General features: G+C 35.2%; 17 protein-coding genes and 1 riboswitch. Of the genes, 8 read left to right on the forward strand and 9 right to left on the reverse strand.

Annotated elements, in window-relative coordinates:
- Nucleotides 1-7: 7 nt before the first annotated feature.
- From rihA to QPK35_RS07885, 4 genes are all read right to left on the reverse strand, one after another.
- On the reverse strand, nucleotides 8-943 hold the full coding sequence (gene rihA, locus QPK35_RS07870) for a pyrimidine-specific ribonucleoside hydrolase RihA (RefSeq protein WP_290033402.1): 936 nt from the start codon (nucleotides 941-943) through the stop codon (nucleotides 8-10).
- Nucleotides 944-1,015: 72 nt separating this feature from the next.
- Nucleotides 1,016-1,969, reverse strand: a complete 954-nt coding sequence (locus tag QPK35_RS07875; RefSeq protein ID WP_290033403.1) for an LCP family protein — start codon at nucleotides 1,967-1,969, stop codon at nucleotides 1,016-1,018.
- 208 nt (nucleotides 1,970-2,177) lie between these two features.
- Nucleotides 2,178-3,155, reverse strand: a complete 978-nt coding sequence (locus QPK35_RS07880; RefSeq protein WP_290033404.1) for an AEC family transporter — start codon at nucleotides 3,153-3,155, stop codon at nucleotides 2,178-2,180.
- Nucleotides 3,156-3,183: 28 nt separating this feature from the next.
- On the reverse strand, nucleotides 3,184-4,803 hold the full coding sequence (locus tag QPK35_RS07885; RefSeq protein WP_290033405.1) for a malolactic enzyme: 1,620 nt from the start codon (nucleotides 4,801-4,803) through the stop codon (nucleotides 3,184-3,186).
- Nucleotides 4,804-4,936: 133 nt separating this feature from the next.
- Between QPK35_RS07885 and QPK35_RS07890 the strand changes: the two genes are divergently transcribed.
- The 3 genes from QPK35_RS07890 (at nucleotide 4,937) to QPK35_RS07900 (ending at nucleotide 9,703) form a co-directional block, all read left to right on the forward strand.
- Nucleotides 4,937-5,821, forward strand: coding sequence for a LysR family transcriptional regulator (locus QPK35_RS07890; protein ID WP_290033406.1), 885 nt, complete (start codon nucleotides 4,937-4,939; stop codon nucleotides 5,819-5,821).
- Between the two features lie 516 nt (nucleotides 5,822-6,337).
- Nucleotides 6,338-7,900, forward strand: a complete 1,563-nt coding sequence (locus QPK35_RS07895) for a bifunctional metallophosphatase/5'-nucleotidase (RefSeq protein WP_290033407.1) — start codon at nucleotides 6,338-6,340, stop codon at nucleotides 7,898-7,900.
- Nucleotides 7,901-7,915: 15 nt separating this feature from the next.
- Nucleotides 7,916-9,703: an alpha amylase N-terminal ig-like domain-containing protein gene (locus QPK35_RS07900; protein WP_290033408.1), complete on the forward strand. Its 1,788-nt coding sequence runs from the start codon at nucleotides 7,916-7,918 to the stop codon at nucleotides 9,701-9,703.
- Nucleotides 9,704-9,814: 111 nt separating this feature from the next.
- Here QPK35_RS07900 and QPK35_RS07905 read toward each other — a convergent pair whose 3' ends face one another.
- Complete coding sequence (locus QPK35_RS07905; RefSeq protein WP_290033409.1) at nucleotides 9,815-11,296, reverse strand: C40 family peptidase; 1,482 nt, start codon at nucleotides 11,294-11,296, stop codon at nucleotides 9,815-9,817.
- A 324-nt stretch (nucleotides 11,297-11,620) separates the two neighbouring features.
- Here QPK35_RS07905 and QPK35_RS07910 point away from each other — a divergent pair, with 324 nt between their 5' ends.
- From QPK35_RS07910 to QPK35_RS07920, 3 genes are all read left to right on the forward strand, one after another.
- A complete protein-coding gene (locus tag QPK35_RS07910) occupies nucleotides 11,621-12,205 on the forward strand; it encodes a uracil-DNA glycosylase family protein (RefSeq protein WP_290033410.1) in 585 nt (194 codons plus the stop codon).
- A 75-nt stretch (nucleotides 12,206-12,280) separates the two neighbouring features.
- Entirely contained in the window at nucleotides 12,281-13,489 is a 1,209-nt protein-coding gene (locus QPK35_RS07915) for a multidrug efflux MFS transporter (protein ID WP_290033411.1), read from the forward strand.
- Nucleotides 13,490-13,570: 81 nt separating this feature from the next.
- Nucleotides 13,571-13,664: riboswitch (THF riboswitch) on the forward strand.
- Between the two features lie 48 nt (nucleotides 13,665-13,712).
- Nucleotides 13,713-14,267: a folate family ECF transporter S component gene (locus tag QPK35_RS07920; protein WP_290033412.1), complete on the forward strand. Its 555-nt coding sequence runs from the start codon at nucleotides 13,713-13,715 to the stop codon at nucleotides 14,265-14,267.
- A 40-nt stretch (nucleotides 14,268-14,307) separates the two neighbouring features.
- On the opposite strand, the gene QPK35_RS07925 is transcribed toward QPK35_RS07920, so the two are convergent.
- The 4 genes from QPK35_RS07925 to QPK35_RS07940 form a co-directional block, all read right to left on the reverse strand.
- Nucleotides 14,308-15,108 carry a metal ABC transporter permease gene (locus QPK35_RS07925; RefSeq protein ID WP_290033413.1) on the reverse strand — a complete coding sequence of 267 codons (801 nt, stop codon included), beginning with the start codon at nucleotides 15,106-15,108 and terminating at the stop codon, nucleotides 14,308-14,310.
- Nucleotides 15,109-15,765: an ATP-binding cassette domain-containing protein gene (locus QPK35_RS07930; RefSeq protein WP_290033414.1), complete on the reverse strand. Its 657-nt coding sequence runs from the start codon at nucleotides 15,763-15,765 to the stop codon at nucleotides 15,109-15,111. It lies immediately after the preceding gene.
- A 9-nt stretch (nucleotides 15,766-15,774) separates the two neighbouring features.
- Nucleotides 15,775-16,662 carry a metal ABC transporter solute-binding protein, Zn/Mn family gene (locus tag QPK35_RS07935; RefSeq protein WP_290033415.1) on the reverse strand — a complete coding sequence of 296 codons (888 nt, stop codon included), beginning with the start codon at nucleotides 16,660-16,662 and terminating at the stop codon, nucleotides 15,775-15,777.
- A 400-nt stretch (nucleotides 16,663-17,062) separates the two neighbouring features.
- Entirely contained in the window at nucleotides 17,063-17,782 is a 720-nt protein-coding gene (locus QPK35_RS07940; RefSeq protein WP_290033416.1) for an alpha/beta hydrolase family protein, read from the reverse strand.
- A 253-nt stretch (nucleotides 17,783-18,035) separates the two neighbouring features.
- Between QPK35_RS07940 and rsmG the strand changes: the two genes are divergently transcribed.
- Nucleotides 18,036-18,758 carry a 16S rRNA (guanine(527)-N(7))-methyltransferase RsmG gene (gene rsmG / locus QPK35_RS07945; protein WP_290033417.1) on the forward strand — a complete coding sequence of 241 codons (723 nt, stop codon included), beginning with the start codon at nucleotides 18,036-18,038 and terminating at the stop codon, nucleotides 18,756-18,758.
- A gap of 22 nt (nucleotides 18,759-18,780) precedes the next feature.
- Nucleotides 18,781-19,617: a nucleoid occlusion protein gene (gene noc, locus QPK35_RS07950; protein ID WP_290033418.1), complete on the forward strand. Its 837-nt coding sequence runs from the start codon at nucleotides 18,781-18,783 to the stop codon at nucleotides 19,615-19,617.
- Nucleotides 19,618-19,626 lie beyond the last annotated feature (9 nt).

The following is a 19,626-nucleotide window of genomic DNA, read 5'->3' on the forward strand; positions in this document are numbered from 1 at the left end:
TTAATAATTAGAAACATTGTAGTAAGTTAATGATTAATTTTACAAACTTAGTACGATCAAGATTCATTAAGACTTTAGCGTTATTTTCTTTTTCGAGTAAGCCAGCAAAATCAACGATTGTTTCTCCAGCGGTTAATTGCCCTTGAGTTTCAACATCAATGTAAGCATCATGTGTTTCAAAGATATCAGGTTGTAGTAAGTAGGCAATGGTACATGGGTCATGCACCGGAGTTCCAGTTAATTGGAAACGTTCTTGGCCATACCATTCACCATAGAAATTCATCTGATCATGAATTGCCTGAGCAACTGGATTATTGATTTTACCAATTTCTGCTAAATCTTCAGGATGAATTTGTGCTTTTAAGGTAACATTTAATCCAGCCATTACTAATGGAATTCCTTCATTAATAACGATTTTAGCGGCTTCAGGATCAACTGCCATGTTAAATTCAGTGGTTGGAAATACATTTCCTTGTCCAGCAGCTCCACCCATAAAGACAATTTGTTTAATTTTGGTTTTCAATTCTGGATGAATGCGTAAGAAAAGGGCGATGTTTGTCATTGGACCAGTTACTACTAAAGTAATTGGCTCAATTTGCGTTCGTAAAATTTCAGCAATCAATTCCACTGCTGGCAGAGGTTGTGGTTTGAAAGTTGGTTCGGGTAAATCAGCTCCATCTAAACCAGTTTCTCCGTGTACATAGTCAGCGATTTGTAACTGACGCATTAATGGGCGTTGATTACCACTTGCGACTGGAATATCAGTTGCACCTAATAGAGTTAACATGCGTAATGCATTATACAAAGTTTTATCCGGGGTTTGGTTTCCAGCAGAAGTTGTTACTGCCAATAAATCAATTTCTGGGGATGCAACTGCCATTGTTAAGGCGAGTGCATCGTCATGTCCAGGATCACAATCTAAAATAATTTTTTCTTTAACCATGAGATCACATCCATTCATTTGTGAGTGAAGTTACATCGATTCTGTTTTCATTATAGCAAATGCCAGATCAATCTATTGCTTTAATGAATTCCAAATTAGGTTAGCAATGCGTTCACGTTCAGTTTGACTGACTACTTGGAAATCGAGACCATCGATAACTTGGCTTTCACCTTGAACGTAGGTACTATCAAAGTGTTGGTTTACGTTACGATATGACAAGGCTAAAATGCGTAAATCATTTAAAGTTAAGTCAGTTTTTACTTGGTCAGAAATGGAATCAAGGAAACTCTTATTAAGAACCGTGAATGGTGAGATTGATTTCTTTAATAAGGCTTCAATAACTAAGCGTTGACGTTGTTGACGACCATAGTCTCCCATTGGATCCTCATGACGCATACGAGCAAAGTTTAAAGCGGTTTTCCCATTCATATGTTGAGTTTCTCCTTGAACAAAACTCGAGCCACCATAGCTGAAAGTTAATGGAGATTTAACATCTACACCGCCAACATCATTGATGGCTTTTTCGAGTCCACCCATATTGATTAGGATATAGAAATCAATCGGAATATTGAAGTGTTGTTCAACGGTGTTAATAGCTTCTTTTACGCCACCATATGTATATGCTGAATTAATTTTGGCTGGTGAATATTGTGGATAATCTGGAAAGTTAACTTCCATGTCACGTGGGATGCTGACAAGTGTAGTTTTCTTTGTATCAGGATTAAGAGTCATAATCATCATGGTATCAGTGCGACCAGTGTCATGGCGACCTAAGGCACCGGTATCAGTTCCTAGAATTAATATTGAGATTGGTTTATGTTCACGTAAAAGTTTGTTTCCGTTACGTGTCATGTCCGCTCCTGACTTGGTGTACATCTTATCAGTTGTATTTTTAAGATTAAAAAAGCCTATTCCTGCGATAATCAGAATGATAGCTAAAATAATTAATAATAAACGACGCCAAAAATGGTGTTTCTTGGGTTTCTTTTCACGTGCAACACGTGAAAGAGGTTCTTCTTCATCCATATGTTAAACTTCTTTCATAATAATATGATTTAATTATAGAACAAAAAGTTTAGATTTAATGTTTAAAAGACTTGGAAAATAAATTGCAATATATAATTGCGTCATACATATTTCTGTGTTAGTATATGTACAAATCTCTTATGTATGCACATAAATAAAAAGACTGATAGCTTTTGCTATCAGTCTTTTTATTTTGTTATCTATCAAATTAAATAAATTGCAAGATTCCCATTAAAATTGGAACAACTACGATAAATAATACCGTACTCATTACAACAATATTGGTTGCATATTTAACATCACCATGTGCTTCATCAGCTAAAATAGGTAATACTGCAAGCATTGGTGTTGCTGATTGTACCACTAATGTTTGTTGCATTAAGTGTGGTAAATCAAAGTGTAAGATTGGAGCACCAAATTTGATCAATAAGATCAATACAACTGGTGATAATACAAAACGTCCCATCAATGCTAATACTGAATCACGGTCGAATTTGAAGTTGTTCAAACCAGCATCGCATAAAACAATCCCAATGTAAATCAATGATAATGGAGTTACTAAGTTACCAACATAGCTTAATGCTTGGAAAGCAAAACTTGGTTGATCGTTTGGTAAACCAAGTAATAACCAAATAATAGCAACCACAAAACCAACTAATGGCATTGGTAATAATTTTTGCCAGTTTAATTTACGCTTTTGCTTGTTAGCTTTATCAACAGTAGGGTCATCATTGTAAATTAAGAAAATTCCAAATGCCCATGTTGAAACAGTGTTAATCAAGTAGTAAATCAAGAAGTAAGGCATTGCCTTTGCACCGAATAAAGCGTTGTTAAGTGGCATTCCAATAAAGATTGTATTGGCGTTAACGATCGCGTTCATTAAGATTCCACGACGACCTGGACATACTTTAAGCACTTTAACAACTAAATATGCAATCAAGTAGCCAATAATAACCCCTAAAGCAGGGAAAATTAAACCTTCACCAAGACTACGTAAACTATCACGTGTTAAATGTTCTTGTACAGAAACAAAAATTGATGCAGGTAAAGCGATTTTTGTGATTAAGTTTGAAATGTTACCAGCAAATGAATCGCTGAACCAACCAAACTTACGTAAAATGAAACCAAGTGCCATGATTAAAACAATCACGATAACACTTGAAACTGAAGTTAAAAATGTATCCATCCTATATGCTCCTTATTTCGTTAATATCTTAATATTTTGGTTCCCATTTCATATCAGTAACAGCTTTGTGAGCGTCTGATACAGGAGATAAACCTTGGTCAATTGCACTTTGAGCAACTGTTTCAGCTACTGTTTGAGTGAATTCTGTTAATTTAGCAACTGGAGGAAGAACAGCAGCACCAGGTTCACTAGCGTCAACGATTCCACCTAATGCGTGAGCAGCAGCAGCTAACATTTTTTCGTTAACAATCTTAGCTTTAGCTGCGATTGAACCGAAACCAACCCCAGGGTAAACTAAAGCGTTGTTGGCTTGTCCAATTGTATATGTTACACCATTGTATTCAACAGGTGCTGATGGAATACCAGTTGCAACTAAGGCCTTACCATCTGTCCACTTGATAATATCTTCAGCTTTTGCTTCCAATAATTTTGTTGGATTTGAAATTGGGAAGATAATTGGACGTTCTGTATGTGCAGCCATTTCCTTCACGATTGTTTCAGTAAATGCACCTGGTTGTTTTGAAGTACCAATCATAACTGTTGGGTGAATTGTTTTTACAATTGTTTCAAGATCAGTTAATTCATCAGCATTTTCAAATTCACTACGTTTACGTACAAATGGTTTTTGAGCTTGTGTCAAACCCTCTGTATCTTCGAATAATAATCCTTGTTTGTCAACTAGGTAGAAGTGCTTCTTAGCTTCTTCACGTGATAAACCATTACGTACAAGTTCATCACACATCATGTTGGCAATTCCGCAACCAGCAGTACCAGCACCAAATGTTAAGAAGACTTGGTCTGTTAATTTTTCTTTTGAGATGTTTAAAGCACCAAGCACAGCAGCTAAGCAGATAATTCCAGTACCTTGAATATCATCGTTGAATACAGGAATTTCATCTTGGTATTTTTCTAAGATAACGTCAGCGTTTGTTCGACCAAAGTCTTCAAAGTGAATCAAGACTTCTGGGAATAACTTGCGACTTGTAGCAACAAATTTATCAACCATTGCGAAGTATTCATCACCATAAACACGTTCGTGGTGGTTTCCTAAGTACAATGGGTCATTTAATAATTCTTCGTTGTTAGTACCAGCATCTAATGATACAGCTAAAACATTCTTAGGATCGATACCTGATGCAGCTGTATAAACCATTAATTTACCGATTGAGATGTCAACACCTTGAGTACCCCAGTCACCGATACCTAAAATAGCTTCAGCATCAGTTACAACGATTAATTTAATGTCGCGACCGTTAGCAGCATTCTTCAATGTAGCTTCAATATCATCTTGAGCATCAATTGAGATAAATGCAGCATCTTGTGGTTGCACGAATACGTGACTGTAGTTTTCAATTGAGTCAGCAATCACTGGATCATATACAACAGGCATGAATTCTACTAAGTGTTGATCCATTAAGTAGTAGAATAATGTCCGGTTAGTATTGAAAAGTTCCATTAAGAATTGGCGTTTTTCAAAATTATTTGGTTTAGCTTGATAATGATCATAAGTTTCTTTTGCTTGTTCTTCAATTGTTTGAATATTAATTGGTAAAGTTCCAACTAAGTTGTACTTTTCACGTTCTTCTTTTGTAAAAGCTGTTCCTTTATTTAAAAAAGGATCTCTTAACATGTCTAATCCATTTATCATAATCTTTACGCCTCTCTATTTTTAATAATTATATTTAAAGTTTAAAAGCTAGTGATATTTATAGTCAAATCAGTGCTATACTATAAATATTGTTTATATGAGAACGATAAATTTGATAATATAGGTGTTTAAAATGAATATTAGAGATTTAGAATATTTCAATACATTGGTTGAAGTTAAAAATTTTTCGCTCGTTGCACAAAAATTTAACGTCTCACAACCAACGATTACAATGGCGATTCGTCGTTTAGAAAAAGAATATCAAACTAAATTTTTTATTCGTAATCAAGCGCATAAAGAATTGATCGTTACTGAAGCAGGTAAACAATTCTATGAACATTCTAAAACGGTTATTAGCGAATTAGAACTCGCAAGCAAAGATATTGAGCATGCTAAGCAACATAAAATTTTATTTGGATTACCACCAATTATTGGGACATATTATTTTCCACTAGCAACACCACAATTATTACGTGATGATTTATTAAGTCAGTTGACGATTATTAGTAAGGGTTCGAATATTTGTCGAAAGATGCTTTTGAATGGTGATTTAGATATTGCAGTATTAGGTTCAATTCAAAAAATTGAAGATAAAGAATTAATTACTGAAAATTTTGCACAGTCTCCATTGCGGATTATTGTAGGCGATCAACATCCATGGTATCAACGTAAGAAAGTAACACTAGCGGAGTTAAAGAACCAAAAGTTTATTGCACAGAATGAAAGTTATATTCATAATGAAGCATTGAAACAAATGGGGCATTTAGGACATTTCAGACCAGAAATCATTGTGCAAACTGATAATATTAATATTTTGAAGAAATTAGTATCTGAGAATCTTGGAATTGGTTTGTTAACTGAAATTGCAGTTACTAAGGCAGATAATCAATTACATACGATTGAGGTTGATGCAGAAGATTTTCCTGTGTTCAATATGGCAATTGCCTATCGGCGAAATCATCAATTAACTGAACCACAAGAAGAATTATTGGAGATATTGAAGAATTCATTTGAATAAATAAGAGATTATCTTAATAATTTAAGAAAATAAAATTATATAAATATAAATCGATATAAACTTGAAATTTAATATTTTTTAGCTAAAATATAATTAATAACACAAAAAGGCTATGTCGTTCCTCATCAACGACATAGCCTAAGGTGTAAGTAAGTTAGTTATAGGATATGATTTGAAGTAATATAAAAATATCCTATGACGATAGGGTACGCTTTTAGCCCTAAATAGTCAATCAAATTTTAAGCAATTTAATCAGGCAGTTAGTGCCTGATTTTTTTATATTCCGAACATCTTTCAGCGTATATGTTGTCAACAATGTTTTTTTGAATAATCAGAAAGGCTTTAATTAGCTTTTTTAAGATTTTAATATTCGTAAAACCGCTCTAAATTATAAGATTTCGCCTTTTTATAATTTATTTTATAGGATTATAGAAATTTTTGCGTAATTGCTTTATTTTTACATAGAAGAAAAGGTACAATTATTTTGTGTTAAAGTTTTAAGATAGGGGTGTCAATATGAAGATTAAAATTTTATCAACGAGTGATGTTCATGGATACATTTATCCAACTAATTTTAGTACTCGGGATGATCATCACGCATTGGGCTATTTAAAAGCAGCTTCAGTAATTGAAGATGTACAACGTCAGGCAGAAAAAGATGGGGATATTGCCATTTACATTGAAGATGGAGACTTCGTTGAAGGTTCTCCAATGACTGACTATGCATATCAAACACGTGATGAAAAGCATTACAACCTAGATCTTGTACGCATGGTCAATCATCTCCAAGCCGATGTCGGAATTTTAGGGAATCATGAATTTAACTATGGCCCTGATTATTTAAATCCAACTTTGGCAGATCGCACGTATCCTATTTTGAACGCCAATATGCAAGAAGACCCAGCAAGTCACATTATTGACGCTCCATATAAAATTATCGAAAAAAATAATATTAAAATCGCCGTCCTTGGGTTAACCACTCAATACATTCCACATTGGGAGCAACCTAAGCATATTGAAGGATGGAAATTTGAACCAGCCTTTGAAGCTGCTGCTAAGTACGTTCCAGAACTCCGCAAACAAGCTGATGTCGTAATTGTTGCCTATCATGGTGGTTTTGAACGTGATTTACAAACTGGTGAACCTACCGAAGCATTAACTGGAGAAAACGAAGGTTATCAAATTATTACTGAAGTTCCAGGTATTGATGCTTTTGTTACAGGTCACCAACACCGTCAAATTGCAGCCAAAGTTAATGGGATTCCAACTACTCAACCTGGTTTCCGTGGTGAAAAAGTTGGCTGCATCACATTAACTTTAGATGATAATAAAAAGGTTGTGGATTCATCTGCTGAATTGCTTGATGTAGCAGACGCCGGCGATGAAATGTGGATGAACGCCTTAACATATGATTGGAATCATGATGTTCAAGATTGGCTTGATCAACGTATCGCTACAATTGATGGTGATATGGAAATTCACGATCCAATGGAAGCACGGTTACATGGTCATCCTTATTTAGAGTTTGTTAACCAAGTTGAAATGGACGCGATGGGAACAGATATCGCAGCAACAGCTTTATTTAATAATGAAGTTACCGGATTAGGACATGACGTTACAATTCGCAATGTGATGAACAGTTATGTTTATCCTAATACATTGGTAACTGAAGCTATTACTGGTAAAGATTTACGCAACGCCCTTGAACGTTGTGCCAGTTTCTTTGAACTCCAACCTGATGGTAGTTTGACAGTTTCAAAAGACTTCTCATACCCTAAGATGCAATTATATAATTATGATTTTTATTCTGGAATCGATTATACTTTCGATTTAACTCAACCAAAGGGTAAGCGAGTCGTTGAACTCAAATATCATGACAAAGATGTTCAAGATACTGATGAACTTAAAGTTACAATGAATCAATATCGTGGTGTTGGTGGCGGTAATTACGATTGCTTCAGTGCAGATAAGATTATCAAGCAGAACGAAACAGAAGTACCAAGATTATTGATTGCCTATTTAGAAAATCATCCAAATATCAAAGCAATCCAACCCACAAATCTAAAAATAATTAAGTAAAAGTGAGGCTTAAACATGGAAAAATCAGCAATTTACCATCGACCAGAAAGTGAAATGGCCTATTTAGCTGGTAAGAATCAATTCAAAATTCGGTTAAAAACGAAGCACAATGATGTGGCTCAAGTTGAAGTTATTTATGGTAATTTCAATCGTATCAATCAACAACGTAATGATGATACAATCGATAATTTCGATTTAGAACGTCCTAGTGTAGAAGGAATGAAACGAGTTTTCAAAACTGAATTATATGACTACTGGGAAGCAATCATTCCAGTCAAGGTTCGCCAACGAACTCAATATGTTTTCCATTTAATTGGTGATCATGATGGTGAGTTGTTGTATGATGCCGTTAATGTTCGAATCTACATGGCTGACTTTTTACAAAGTGCAACGCCATTCTTCACCCCATACTACCAAAACATGTTTCTCCCAGTAACTACACCAAAATGGGCAGAAAACACCGTCTGGTATCAAATTATGATTGATCGGTTCGCTGATGGAAATGAAGCCCTAGATCCTAAAGATAAGGCACGTTGGGATTTGGACAAATCCACAACAACTAATTTCTATGGCGGAGATCTTCAAGGAATTATTGACAAGTTAGGTTATATTTCTGAATTAGGAATTAACGGAATCAAGTTATCCCCAATTTTTGCTTCATATTCTAACTTTAAAAATGATCCAGTAGATTTCTATGACATTAGTTACTTATTTGGATCAAAAGAAAAATTCCGTGAATTAGTTCAAAAAGCTCATTCTTATGGGATTAAAGTGATGGTTCAAATCCCACTCGATCGTTTAAGTGATGCATCTTTACAATGGCAAGATGTACTTAGATTTGGTCCTCAATCACGCTTTGCAAGTTGGTTCAAAGTACGCCAATTTCCAGTTACACTCCCAGATAAGGGACAAGATCCTGAAAAAGGCTATTTGAATGTTGATGGTAATATCCACATGCCAAAATTGAACTTACAAAATCCAACTGTCCAACAATATCTTTCAGCAACTGCTCGTTATTGGGTAGAGACTTTTGATATTGATGGTTGGGAAGTTCTAAATGCAGATGAAATCAACCCAACATTCTTGAACTTATTCACCAAACAAATGCATGGGATTAAGGCTGATTTCTTAGTTCTCGGACGTTATCAATATTTCCCATATGGTGATTTGTCACGTGATTTCATTGATAGTGCTAATAACAGTCCATTTAATCGCATTATTAAAGATTTCTTCATTGACCGTGAAATTCGTGTTACTGATATGATTTCACAATTGAATGATCAAATGATGCAAAATACAACCACAACTAACCAAAACTTGATCAATGAACTAGATAACTTTGATACACCACGTTTATTAAGCCAATGTATCGGTAACGAAGATTTGGCACGTGCAATTATGGCCTTTACTTTCTTGCAAAAGGGAATTCCATCAATTATGTATGGAACGGAAGTAGGGATGACAGGTGATCAATATCCTGAAAACTGTGCTCCAATGCTCTGGGATAAAGAACAACAATCAACTGAAATGTTCTTATTCATGCAAGATTTAATTGCTCTGCGTCATGATTATGCCGAAATTTTGAACAATGGTGATCTTGATTGGGGTCAAAGTAGCAACAAACATCGTTACTTTGCCTTTACACGTAATTATGAAGGTAAGAAGTTATTCTGTTTATTTAACTTTGGCTATGGCAGCATCAAAGTTGTTCTACCAAAGAATGCTAAATTATTACTTCAACAAAACTTGATTCGTGAAGATGAAAAATTAGCTGAAAATGGTTTTATCATTTGCAGTATTTAAAAATAACCTCCTCTAGTTGATAGGGGAGGTTATTTTTGTGCATAAGAAAAAGCATGAAATCTCACGATGATTTCATGCTTTTTAAATTTCATTATAATTTAATGCATCAAATTATAATCTAACTGCGAATGATGGTTGGAAGTACTTGATGCTACCAACAGAAACTGATTGGCCTGGTTCTGGAGCAGCAATGTATTGACCATTACCAATAGCAATTGCTACGTGGTATGTAGAACCTTTTGAACCCCAGAAGTATAAGTCACCAGGTTGTGCTTCTGAAACTGAGATTTGTGTACCACAGTTTTCTTGTTGTGTAGTTGTACGAGGTAAACTTACACCAAAGTGGCTGTATACGTATTGTACGAAGCCTGAGCAGTCAAAACCATTTGGAGTTGTTCCACCGTATACGTAAGGTGTACCAATTAATGATTGTGCAAATTCAACTACTGTACTACCGTTACCAGTCTTGCTTGTTGAAGCAGAACTTGCTTGTTGTGTAGTTGATTGGCTTGTAGCTGTATTATTTGATGTATTGTTGTTTGTTGTTTGTTGTGTTGATGAAGCTTGTTGTGTTTGTTGAGCTTGTTGTGCTGCAGCGATTGATGAAGCTTGTGCTTGGCTACTTGCAATTGAAGCTTGACGGCTTGATTCAGCTGCTTGGCTACTTGCAATTGAAGCTTGGCGACTTGATTCAGCTGCGGCTGCCTTTGATGAAGCTTCTGCAACAGGGTCTTTAGTTGGGTTGTTGATGATCAACTTTTGACCTGCGATTAATGCAGTACTTACTGAAGGGTTAGCTTCACGTAATGATTCAACTGATACACCGTATGCTTGAGCGATTGTATATAATGAATCACCACTTTGTACTGTGTATGTTGTGTGGTTAGCAGCGATTACTGCTTGTTGTGAGCTTGAAACTTCACTTGATGAAGATGAAGCAACACTTGAACTTGAGCTAGCAACTGATGATGATGCTACGCTTGAAGCTTCTGAACTTGATGAAGAACTTACAACTGATGAAGCTGATGATGAAGAAGCAACTGGTGCTTGACTTACTGAGCTTGATGATACAGCTGATGAGTTCTTAACTGTAGCTTGTTGGCTTGAAGCATTTGAAGCAACTGATGAGCTAGCTTTTTGTGTTGTAGTTGTAGTCTTTGTAGTAGTTGTCTTAGCAACTGCTTGACCATCTAATTTTAATGATTGACCTACGTAGATTGTGCTTGATGATAAGCCGTTTAATTCACGTAAGTGGTCAACTGTTGTGTTGTATTGACGAGCGATTGCCCACAATGAGTCACCAGACTTAACAACGTATGAATGTGTATCCTTGTTGTTATTATTTGAAGCCTTTGAATCATTGTTAGAAATCTTCAAATCTTGACCAACATAGATCATGTTTGTGTTAGGGTCAATGTTGTTCAATTGTTCGATTGACTTGATTGATACTCCATATTTGTTTGATAAAGCCCAAACTGTGTCGTTTTTGGCAACATGATGAACTGTATCAGCGTTAGCAGCTGCTGTAGATGCTAAGAATAATCCTGCAGCACCTAAAGTACCTGCAACAACTTTTTTTGCTGTGTTTTTCAAATAAATTCACTCCTATAAATTATAACGTCTGTAGAACAAATCGAACTTCTGAATAAAAAATCGAAAAAGTTTATTCAAAAGATCATAATTTATTCAATAACATAACAAAATATACCTATATTTTATTGTAAAGTTCTTTATATGGCTCGTCAAATATCTTCCAAAATCTTAAGAATTTAATTGAAGGTCGTCAGCCCTTTGATATCAATAAGGAGCCCATTTTCATAAAATATTCATACATTACATTTTTGTTACATTGCTTAAAATCTTTGCTTTTAAAAGAAAAAAGTTATAGTTGTATGATTATATTAGTGGGGTGAGATTATGAATTCTAAATTTAAAAAAATTATTAATGATATTAAGCAAGACGAAATGAACCTGACTTATACACAGGCAGGAATCGATCCATTATTCGCTGCAAACGAAAATGCACAAATCGTAATTGTTGGTCAAGCACCTGGGAGAGTTGCTCAAGAAAGAATGATGGTTTGGAATGATAAAAGTGGCGATCGGTTGCGTGAATGGATGGGAATTAGTTGGGATGAATTCTATAATTCAGGCAAAATCGCCGTTTTACCAATGGATTTTTATTTTCCAGGCAAAGGTAAGTCTGGTGATCTTCCACCACGAAAAGGCTTTGCGGACAAATGGCATCCACAATTATTAGAACTTATGCCTAAAGTTAAATTAACAATGTTAGTTGGCAGTTATTCAGTTAAACATTATCTCCAACTAAAAAGTTCTGCTAAGTTAACTGATGTCGTTCATCAATACCAAGATTATTTGCCTACATATTTTCCGTTAGTGCATCCTTCACCACGAAATCAACTTTGGATGCATAATAATCCATGGTTTGCTGATGATGTTCTTCCCGCACTTAAAAAAGAAGTTCAAAATGCATTAAACTAAACGCTAGAATTATCTGTAAATGAGCGTATAATAGGTAGTTATGCTTTTACTTACAATTAGTTAGGGGATGAAAGGATGACGGCCAAAATACCTGAATGGAAGCGCAATTTACACGTATTATGGTTTGGTAATTTTATCATTGGAATGGGATTTCAATTGATCATGCCATTTATGTCGCTTTATATTAAAACGTTGGGACATTTTAATCGGATGCAGTTAAATCTTTGGAGTGGGATTGTTTTCTCTGCAACCTTTCTTGTTTCTTCATGGATGGCACCGATCTGGGGAAAATTCGCTGATCGTTATGGAAGAAAAAGAGTCATGTTGATTTCTGCCGCCGGTATGGGTGTCATGATGACCTCCATGGGAACGGTAACGGCTGTCTGGCAATTGGCATTGCTACGGTTACTTCAAGGGTTCTTTGCTGGTTTCGTTGCTAACACTTCAGCATTGATTGCTTCACAAGTTCCAAGCAAACATAGTGGAAAAGCCTTGAGTACTTTATCCACAGGGACAACTGCTGGAATGTTACTAGGGCCATTATTTGGTGGTGTGATTGCCAGTGCATTTGGTTATCGCGTTACGTTCTTTATGACAGGTTTTGCCTACGTTACGGTCTTTTTATTGACGTTATTTTTCGTACGTGAAGATAATTTCAAACCAGTACCAAAAGAAAAAACTTTGCCATATCATAAATTGATTGCTCAATTACAATATCCACATGTGATTGTGGGAATGTTTATTACAACTTTGATTATTCAAGCTGGAAATAATTCAATTTCCCCAGTAATCAGTTTGTATGTTCAAGAACTCCTACATGGTGGACATAACGTTGATATGATGAGTGGAATTGTTGCAGCTCTTCCCGGAATTGCAACTTTAATTGCTGCTCCTTTATTTGGAACATGGGGAGATAAAATCGGCACTCAAAAGATTTTGATGGGGGGCTTAGTTTTCGCAATGCTTGTTTATATTCCACAGGCCTTTGTGAATAATGTTTGGCAATTAGCATTTTTACGCTTTTTAGTTGGAATATCAGACGCAGCATTATTACCACAAGTACAAACATTGCTTGCTAAATACTCACCTCATCAATATTCAGGCAGAATTTTCAGTTATAACCAATCCGCCCAATTTATGGGGAATATTTTTGGCCCCTTGATTGGTTCAACTGTTTCTGGTGCTTTTGGATATGGCGGAGTATTTTTATCCACAGCTGCATTGGTTGCAGTCAATCTTACATGGGTACATCACAGTACCAAAGATTTACAAAAAGCCCAATAAAATATTTATTTATGCAAGAGATAATTTGAATAACAAATTACCTCTTTTTATTTGCCAATATTATGCTATAATTATCCACAACAGGGGGTAGGTTATCATACGTTAAGGGCCATTGGAACGGAATGTGAACTTTGGTTGAAGCCGTCAGGTGCGCATGATAACCGCATTCACCAAATAATATGGCGCGTGCAATCCTTCCCTTGTGTACACGGGAGGTTTTTTTATGTCCAAATTATCATGGAAAAGTCCGAAATTAAATATTCGGACTGTTACTGTTTCAGCGTTATTACTTGCCTTACAAATCATTTTGGGCAAGTTGTCAATCGGTGATCCAACCGTCTTGAAAGTCGGTTTAGGCTTCATCGGAACTGGGCTTATTGGTTACTTACTAGGGCCATGGCTCGGTGGGGTATTACTTGTATTGGAAGACATCGTTTCTCATACTATTTTCAGTTCAGGAAGCGTCTTTTTCCCAGGTTTTACTTTCTCAGCATTCTTCACTGGTGTAATTGCTGGTATGTTCTTATACCAACAAAAAATCACATGGCAACGGATGTTTATATATGAATTTGTTCAAATTCTAGTTTCAAATGTGATTTTCACAACTTTATGGCTTTACATATTAAGTATGACATCAGCACACCATACAACATTTATGGCATTATTAGCAGTGCGGATGCCTAAGGAAATCATTTCATGGCCAATTGAATCATTAGTGATGTTTGTAATTTTGAGGGCTGTTTCAAAAATCAAAATGGACGCCATTAAAAATAATTAAAATTAGCTATTTAAAAAGCCGAGACATGTCTCGGCTTTTTTTATTTATGTCTTTCAGCAATCCGTTGTTTCAAAATTGCACTACCGTAAATCAATGATTCAATTACTGTAATGAAGAAACTGACTGGCCAATCTGTAAGGTAGCTTAATGTTAATCCTAGCCAAATTCCAGTTAGTGCAAAAATGAATGTTAATCCAATCATTTTCCACAATGAATGAACATAGTATTTAGCAGCGGATGCAGGAATTGTTAATAATACGAAAATCAACAATGCCCCAATAATTTGTGCAGTGATACTTACAGTTAATGCAAGCATTACTAAGAATAAAATTGAAATCAACTTATTGAAGTTTTGATTGTATTCAGCACCTTGAGCATCGAAAGAACTATATGCTAACTTGCGGAAGGTGAAGAAAATCAAAATCAATAAGAAGATACTTAAACAAACAAGATCACGTAAATTAGTAGCGTCAATTCCGACGATACTTCCGAATAAAATACTTGTGGCGTAGTTTGCCTGCTTATTTGATAGTGAAAGGAAAAGAACCCCTAAACCTAAGAATAAGCCAGAGAAAACTGAAATTGAAGATTCTCGCCGAGAAACTTTTTCACCTGATAAACCAATGAAAAGGGCGCTACAACAAGTGAAAAGTAACATTCCAGCTAAGGGGGAAATTCCTAACCAAACACCAAAACTTGCTCCGGAAAATCCAATTTCAGAAAGCGTATGAGTAAAGAAGGAAGTTTGGCGTGCAATGACGAAAACTCCCATTACACTACAAATTAAAGCAATGAAAATACCAGCGGTAAATGCATAGCGCATGAATGCATAGTCAAACATTTAAGCCTCTCCTTTCTTGGCCATCAAAGCAGTTTGATTAGCCAAGTGTAATTCATAATCTGCGTATTGATCGATTAATTCTGCATCGTGAGTGATAAATAGGACTGTTAAGTTGCGTTTTGCCATGATTTTCTTCAAAAGCTTCAATAGAAAATGCTTTGCAGTCCGATCTAAGCTCGCAGTTGCTTCATCAAGAATCAATAGTTCAGGGTTAGAGCAAAGTGCTTGAGCAAGATAAGCACGTTGTTTTTCCCCACCAGAAGCTCGGCCTAATGGTTGATTTTGAATTTCGTCTAATTTTGTATCCTTTAAAATAGCATCTAATTTAGCGTTCATTGCTTTCGAGTTCCAAGGCAAAATGCGATGCTTAAAACCTAAAGCAACAAAATCGCGGATGCATAAAGGATATTCATCATCAATATTACGCAATTGCGGTACATATTGAACTTTATCGCGTGTGATTGCGAAATGTGTATGAATTGTGTAATTGTGATCTAAATCTTGGAGTAAGTGTTTAACTAAAGTTGATTTTCCCACTCCGTTTTCACCCGTGATGCAAGTTAATGCATTTTGGGGAATTTCAAAGTTTAAGTCTTTAAATAGAGTGCGACCTGAGAATTGAATACTCAAGCCATTGACTTTTAAGATTGAATCCATGTTTTCTCCTTATTGTTGTACAATTTTTAAAATCTGATCAAGTTCACTGTTAAACCATTCAATGTAGGAAACGTTACTTGGCATTGTTTCTGTAACTTTAACAATCGGAGTGTTTTCTTGTTTACAGAGGTTAGCGATATTATTTACTAATTTACTTTCACTTTGCTTGTTTAAAACAAAGAAGGCAATTTCATGATTTTTAATCGCATTTTGTAATTTGGCAATGTCAGTGTATGAAGGATCAGAATCTTCTTCAACAGCCATACTAAAATGTTCATCGATAATTTCAAAGCCCATTGCTTTTAATGCATAGTCAAATGCAGGTTCACTAACAGCAACTTTTTTGTTGTGTTTGAGCTTTTTGATTTGTTGAATTTTAGTCTCTAATTGTTGTAATTGTTGCTTATACTTTTTGGCGTTTTGAACAAAATCGTCATGATATTGAGGCAACATCTTACTATATTGAGTTACTAATGCATCGGTTAGTTTGGCGATGTTTTGAGGGTCATACCATAAGTGTTCGTTGTCGCCGTCTTTAGCGTGAACGACATTAGCAACTGAAAGGTATTTTGTACCTTGAAGACGTTTGACCCATGTGTCATAACCGACACCGTTATAGATTACTAAGTTTGCCTTAGCAACAGTTTTGGCAGTTGAAACCGTTGGAGTAAAATCGTGAGGATCAACATTGGGACTATCGATAATTGATGTTACTTTTCCATGATCACCTAAAACCTTTTGGGCAATCTGACCATAAAAGTTAGTTGTCGCAACAACATCGATTTTAGTCAACTTTTGTTGATGCTGTTTCGTTGCTGATTGATTACAGCCAGCAAGCGTAACTCCGAGCAAGCAAATGCCAATTAAAAAAATAATTTTTTTGAAATATTTTTGCAAAAGAATGCTCCTTAAAAATTATATTAGTAATGATTACTTTTTAGATGATAAAGGGCATCAGATTGCCTGTCAAGCGTGTTTTGAGTGTTAATTTTGGATTACTATTTAGAATTGTTTCCTAATTGTTGATTTGATATAGAAAGGCGTTTGTTGATTACTATTAAGATAAAATTAAATTTTTTTATAAAAAGAAATTTGGGTATAAAAAAACTCTGCGTATTACATAATGTAAAGCGCAGAGAAAAAAGGAGTAAGTGATGATGAATAGAACTTGTATAGGAATGTGAGCTGAATCTAGGGGGAGATGGAGGCTCACATAAGTTCCTTCATCAGTATTTACATTATATGCTATTAAATTTTATAAGTCAATAAAAAATTTAAACATTATAGAAATGCGTAGCTATAAGTATTTGCGTAGCTTTTTTTCTAATATCGTTAACATATAAGGTGTATAGAAAGCGTCTGTTCCGTTAGTTGTTTCTTCTAAGAACGTGCTTTCAGCCTCATGTTCTTTTGCTTCCATTTGAGCAATAAATTCTTCTGTTTCATCGACATTGGTATGTGCATCTTGCAACCCACTAAATAGTATTAATGGAGCACATTTATGTGATGGAATTTGAAAAATTAATTCTTGTGGATCAGGTAATCCATATGCAATTCCAGCCTTGAATCGTAATGGCAATACCCGAGCATCTTCAGCATTCCAATCTTGTTGGTTGGCAGTCAATACACACAAGCTACTCAAGAAAGCACCTTGTTCTTCTCCCCAAATAAAATAACGATTTGTATCAATATCAAATTTATATGCATGCATTAGTAAGTGACGTAATGCGGTTTTTATTTGACAAACTTGTTCTTGTGCAATTCCAGTTAATTGGTTAGTTGGCAAAATCGCAATCGTAAATCCATGACTCGCTAATGTTAGTAGTGCAGGGAAGTGGTAATTTTCCTGCTTGACTCTTGCTTTTTGTGTTACAAAAAGAATTAATGGATTGTATTTAACTTGATTGCCCTTTTTAGCAGGAACAATAATGTGCATAACTTTATGCGGAGCAAACTCAATATTTAAATTTACCTTCGGATACTGATCCTCACAGGGCTCTTTTAAATAATCACTCATTAAAATAAAAAACCTCTCTAATTTTAAAATTGTAACTTACTATATAAGTATAACATTGATGAAAAAAGCCTAAAGTGAAATATCAGTAAAAATTAAATTATTTCTACCATATATATGAGTAATTATAAATTGTTAAAATGCCTTAATTGATTTGATTTGCACCTTGCTTTTAACGCATAAATAAATTACACTTATGTGTAGTGTGAAACACTAAAAAACTTCAATGTTTCACGAGAAAATGAAAGGAAATACCATGACACCAGAAGAATTTAAACAGGCATTAATGGAACATGGAATTGAACTTACTGATCAACAGATGCAACAGTTCGAGACTTATTATGAATTCCTTGTTCAAGCCAACCAATATGTAAATCTTACAGCAATCACAGCTAAAAAAGATGTGTATCTAAAACACTTTTATGATTCATTGCTACCAGTAATTGAATTACAGGAATTACGCAATGACGTAACTTTATGTGATGTCGGTGCTGGTGCAGGTTTCCCTTCGATTCCAATGAAAATTGTTTTTCCACAAATCAAAGTAACGATTGTTGATTCTTTAAATAAACGAATTAAGTTTTTAGAAGAACTCGTTAGTCGTTTAGACTTACAAGATGTATCATTACATCATGCTCGTGCAGAAGAATTTGCTGGTAAAAAGAGCAAGTTCCGCGAAAGTTTTGATTATGTAACTGCACGAGCCGTTGCCAGAATGACAGTACTGACTGAATTATGTCTGCCATTAGTTAAAATCGGTGGAAAGTTTATTGCGTTAAAAGCACAAAAAACTAAGGAAGAATTAGGGGATGCTACTAAAGCCATTCAAGCTTTAGGTGGGAAGTTAATTGCGGATGAAGAAACTGCATTACCAATTACTCATGATGAACGACATTTAGTCGTCATTGAAAAAGTTAAGGCAACGCCAAAGCAATATCCGCGCAAAGCAGGAACTCCTAATCGGAATCCAATTAAATAGACGTGAAAAGGAAGGAAACTTTATGGCATTCTTTTGGAACAAGAAAAAACAAAGTGTTAAATCAACAGAAGATCATCCTGAGACACAAGTTGAAAAGATCGAGATTAAGCAAATTATTCCTAACCGTTTTCAACCGCGTCAAGTTTTCAGCCAGCAAAAAATTACTGAGTTAGCAGAAACAATTAAGGAACATGGCTTATTACAACCAATCGTCTTACGTGAATACGAAGAAAATAAATATGAGATTATTGCCGGTGAACGTCGTTTCAGAGCAATTAAATATTTAGGTTGGAGTGAAGTTCCTGCAATCGTTAAAACTATGTCTGACAATGAGTCAGCTTCAATGGCAGTGATCGAAAACCTTCAACGTGAAGAGTTAACTGCAATTGAAGAAGCTCAAGCCTACCAACAATTGTTAGAGTTAAATCGTTTAACTCAAGCTGAATTAGCAGAACAATTAGGTAAAAGTCAGTCATTTATCGCTAACAAATTACGTTTATTAAAGTTATCACAACCTGTACAACAAGCCTTGCTTGATCGTAAAATTTCAGAACGGCATGGGCGGGCTTTAGTGCGTTTAAATGAAGAACAACAAAAACAAGTTTTAAAAGAGATTTTAAATCAACATTTATCAGTTAAAGAAACCGAAAAGAAAGTTAATCGCTTGATCGTTCCACGGATGAAACCTAAGAAGCCTAAGATTAAGGGTGTTTCTAAGGATGTGAGGTTAGCCGTTAATACAATCAAACAATCAGTTAAAATGGTCAAAGATACAGGTATTAAGGTTAATGTTGAAGAAGAAACAACCGACGACGTTCAAAAGATTATTATTGAAATCCCATTGAATAAGAGAAAGTAATTAAGGAGT

Source organism: Ligilactobacillus cholophilus, from assembly GCF_030389495.1.
Lineage (GTDB): Bacteria > Bacillota > Bacilli > Lactobacillales > Lactobacillaceae > Ligilactobacillus > Ligilactobacillus cholophilus.

Bases quoted from the DNA above. Each gene is read 5' to 3' on its own strand.
- rihA (WP_290033402.1), bottom strand. From the start codon at position 943: ATGGTTAAAGAAAAAATTATTTTAGATTGTGATCCTGGACATGACGAT.
- QPK35_RS07875 (WP_290033403.1), bottom strand. From the start codon at position 1,969: ATGGATGAAGAAGAACCTCTTTCACGTGTTGCACGTGAAAAGAAACCC.
- QPK35_RS07880 (WP_290033404.1), bottom strand. From the start codon at position 3,155: ATGGATACATTTTTAACTTCAGTTTCAAGTGTTATCGTGATTGTTTTA.
- QPK35_RS07885 (WP_290033405.1), bottom strand. From the start codon at position 4,803: ATGATAAATGGATTAGACATGTTAAGAGATCCTTTTTTAAATAAAGGA.
- QPK35_RS07890 (WP_290033406.1), top strand. From the start codon at position 4,937: ATGAATATTAGAGATTTAGAATATTTCAATACATTGGTTGAAGTTAAA.
- QPK35_RS07895 (WP_290033407.1), top strand. From the start codon at position 6,338: ATGAAGATTAAAATTTTATCAACGAGTGATGTTCATGGATACATTTAT.
- QPK35_RS07900 (WP_290033408.1), top strand. From the start codon at position 7,916: ATGGAAAAATCAGCAATTTACCATCGACCAGAAAGTGAAATGGCCTAT.
- QPK35_RS07910 (WP_290033410.1), top strand. From the start codon at position 11,621: ATGAATTCTAAATTTAAAAAAATTATTAATGATATTAAGCAAGACGAA.
- QPK35_RS07915 (WP_290033411.1), top strand. From the start codon at position 12,281: ATGACGGCCAAAATACCTGAATGGAAGCGCAATTTACACGTATTATGG.
- QPK35_RS07920 (WP_290033412.1), top strand. From the start codon at position 13,713: ATGTCCAAATTATCATGGAAAAGTCCGAAATTAAATATTCGGACTGTT.
- QPK35_RS07925 (WP_290033413.1), bottom strand. From the start codon at position 15,108: ATGTTTGACTATGCATTCATGCGCTATGCATTTACCGCTGGTATTTTC.
- QPK35_RS07930 (WP_290033414.1), bottom strand. From the start codon at position 15,765: ATGGATTCAATCTTAAAAGTCAATGGCTTGAGTATTCAATTCTCAGGT.
- QPK35_RS07940 (WP_290033416.1), bottom strand. From the start codon at position 17,782: ATGAGTGATTATTTAAAAGAGCCCTGTGAGGATCAGTATCCGAAGGTA.
- rsmG (WP_290033417.1), top strand. From the start codon at position 18,036: ATGACACCAGAAGAATTTAAACAGGCATTAATGGAACATGGAATTGAA.
- noc (WP_290033418.1), top strand. From the start codon at position 18,781: ATGGCATTCTTTTGGAACAAGAAAAAACAAAGTGTTAAATCAACAGAA.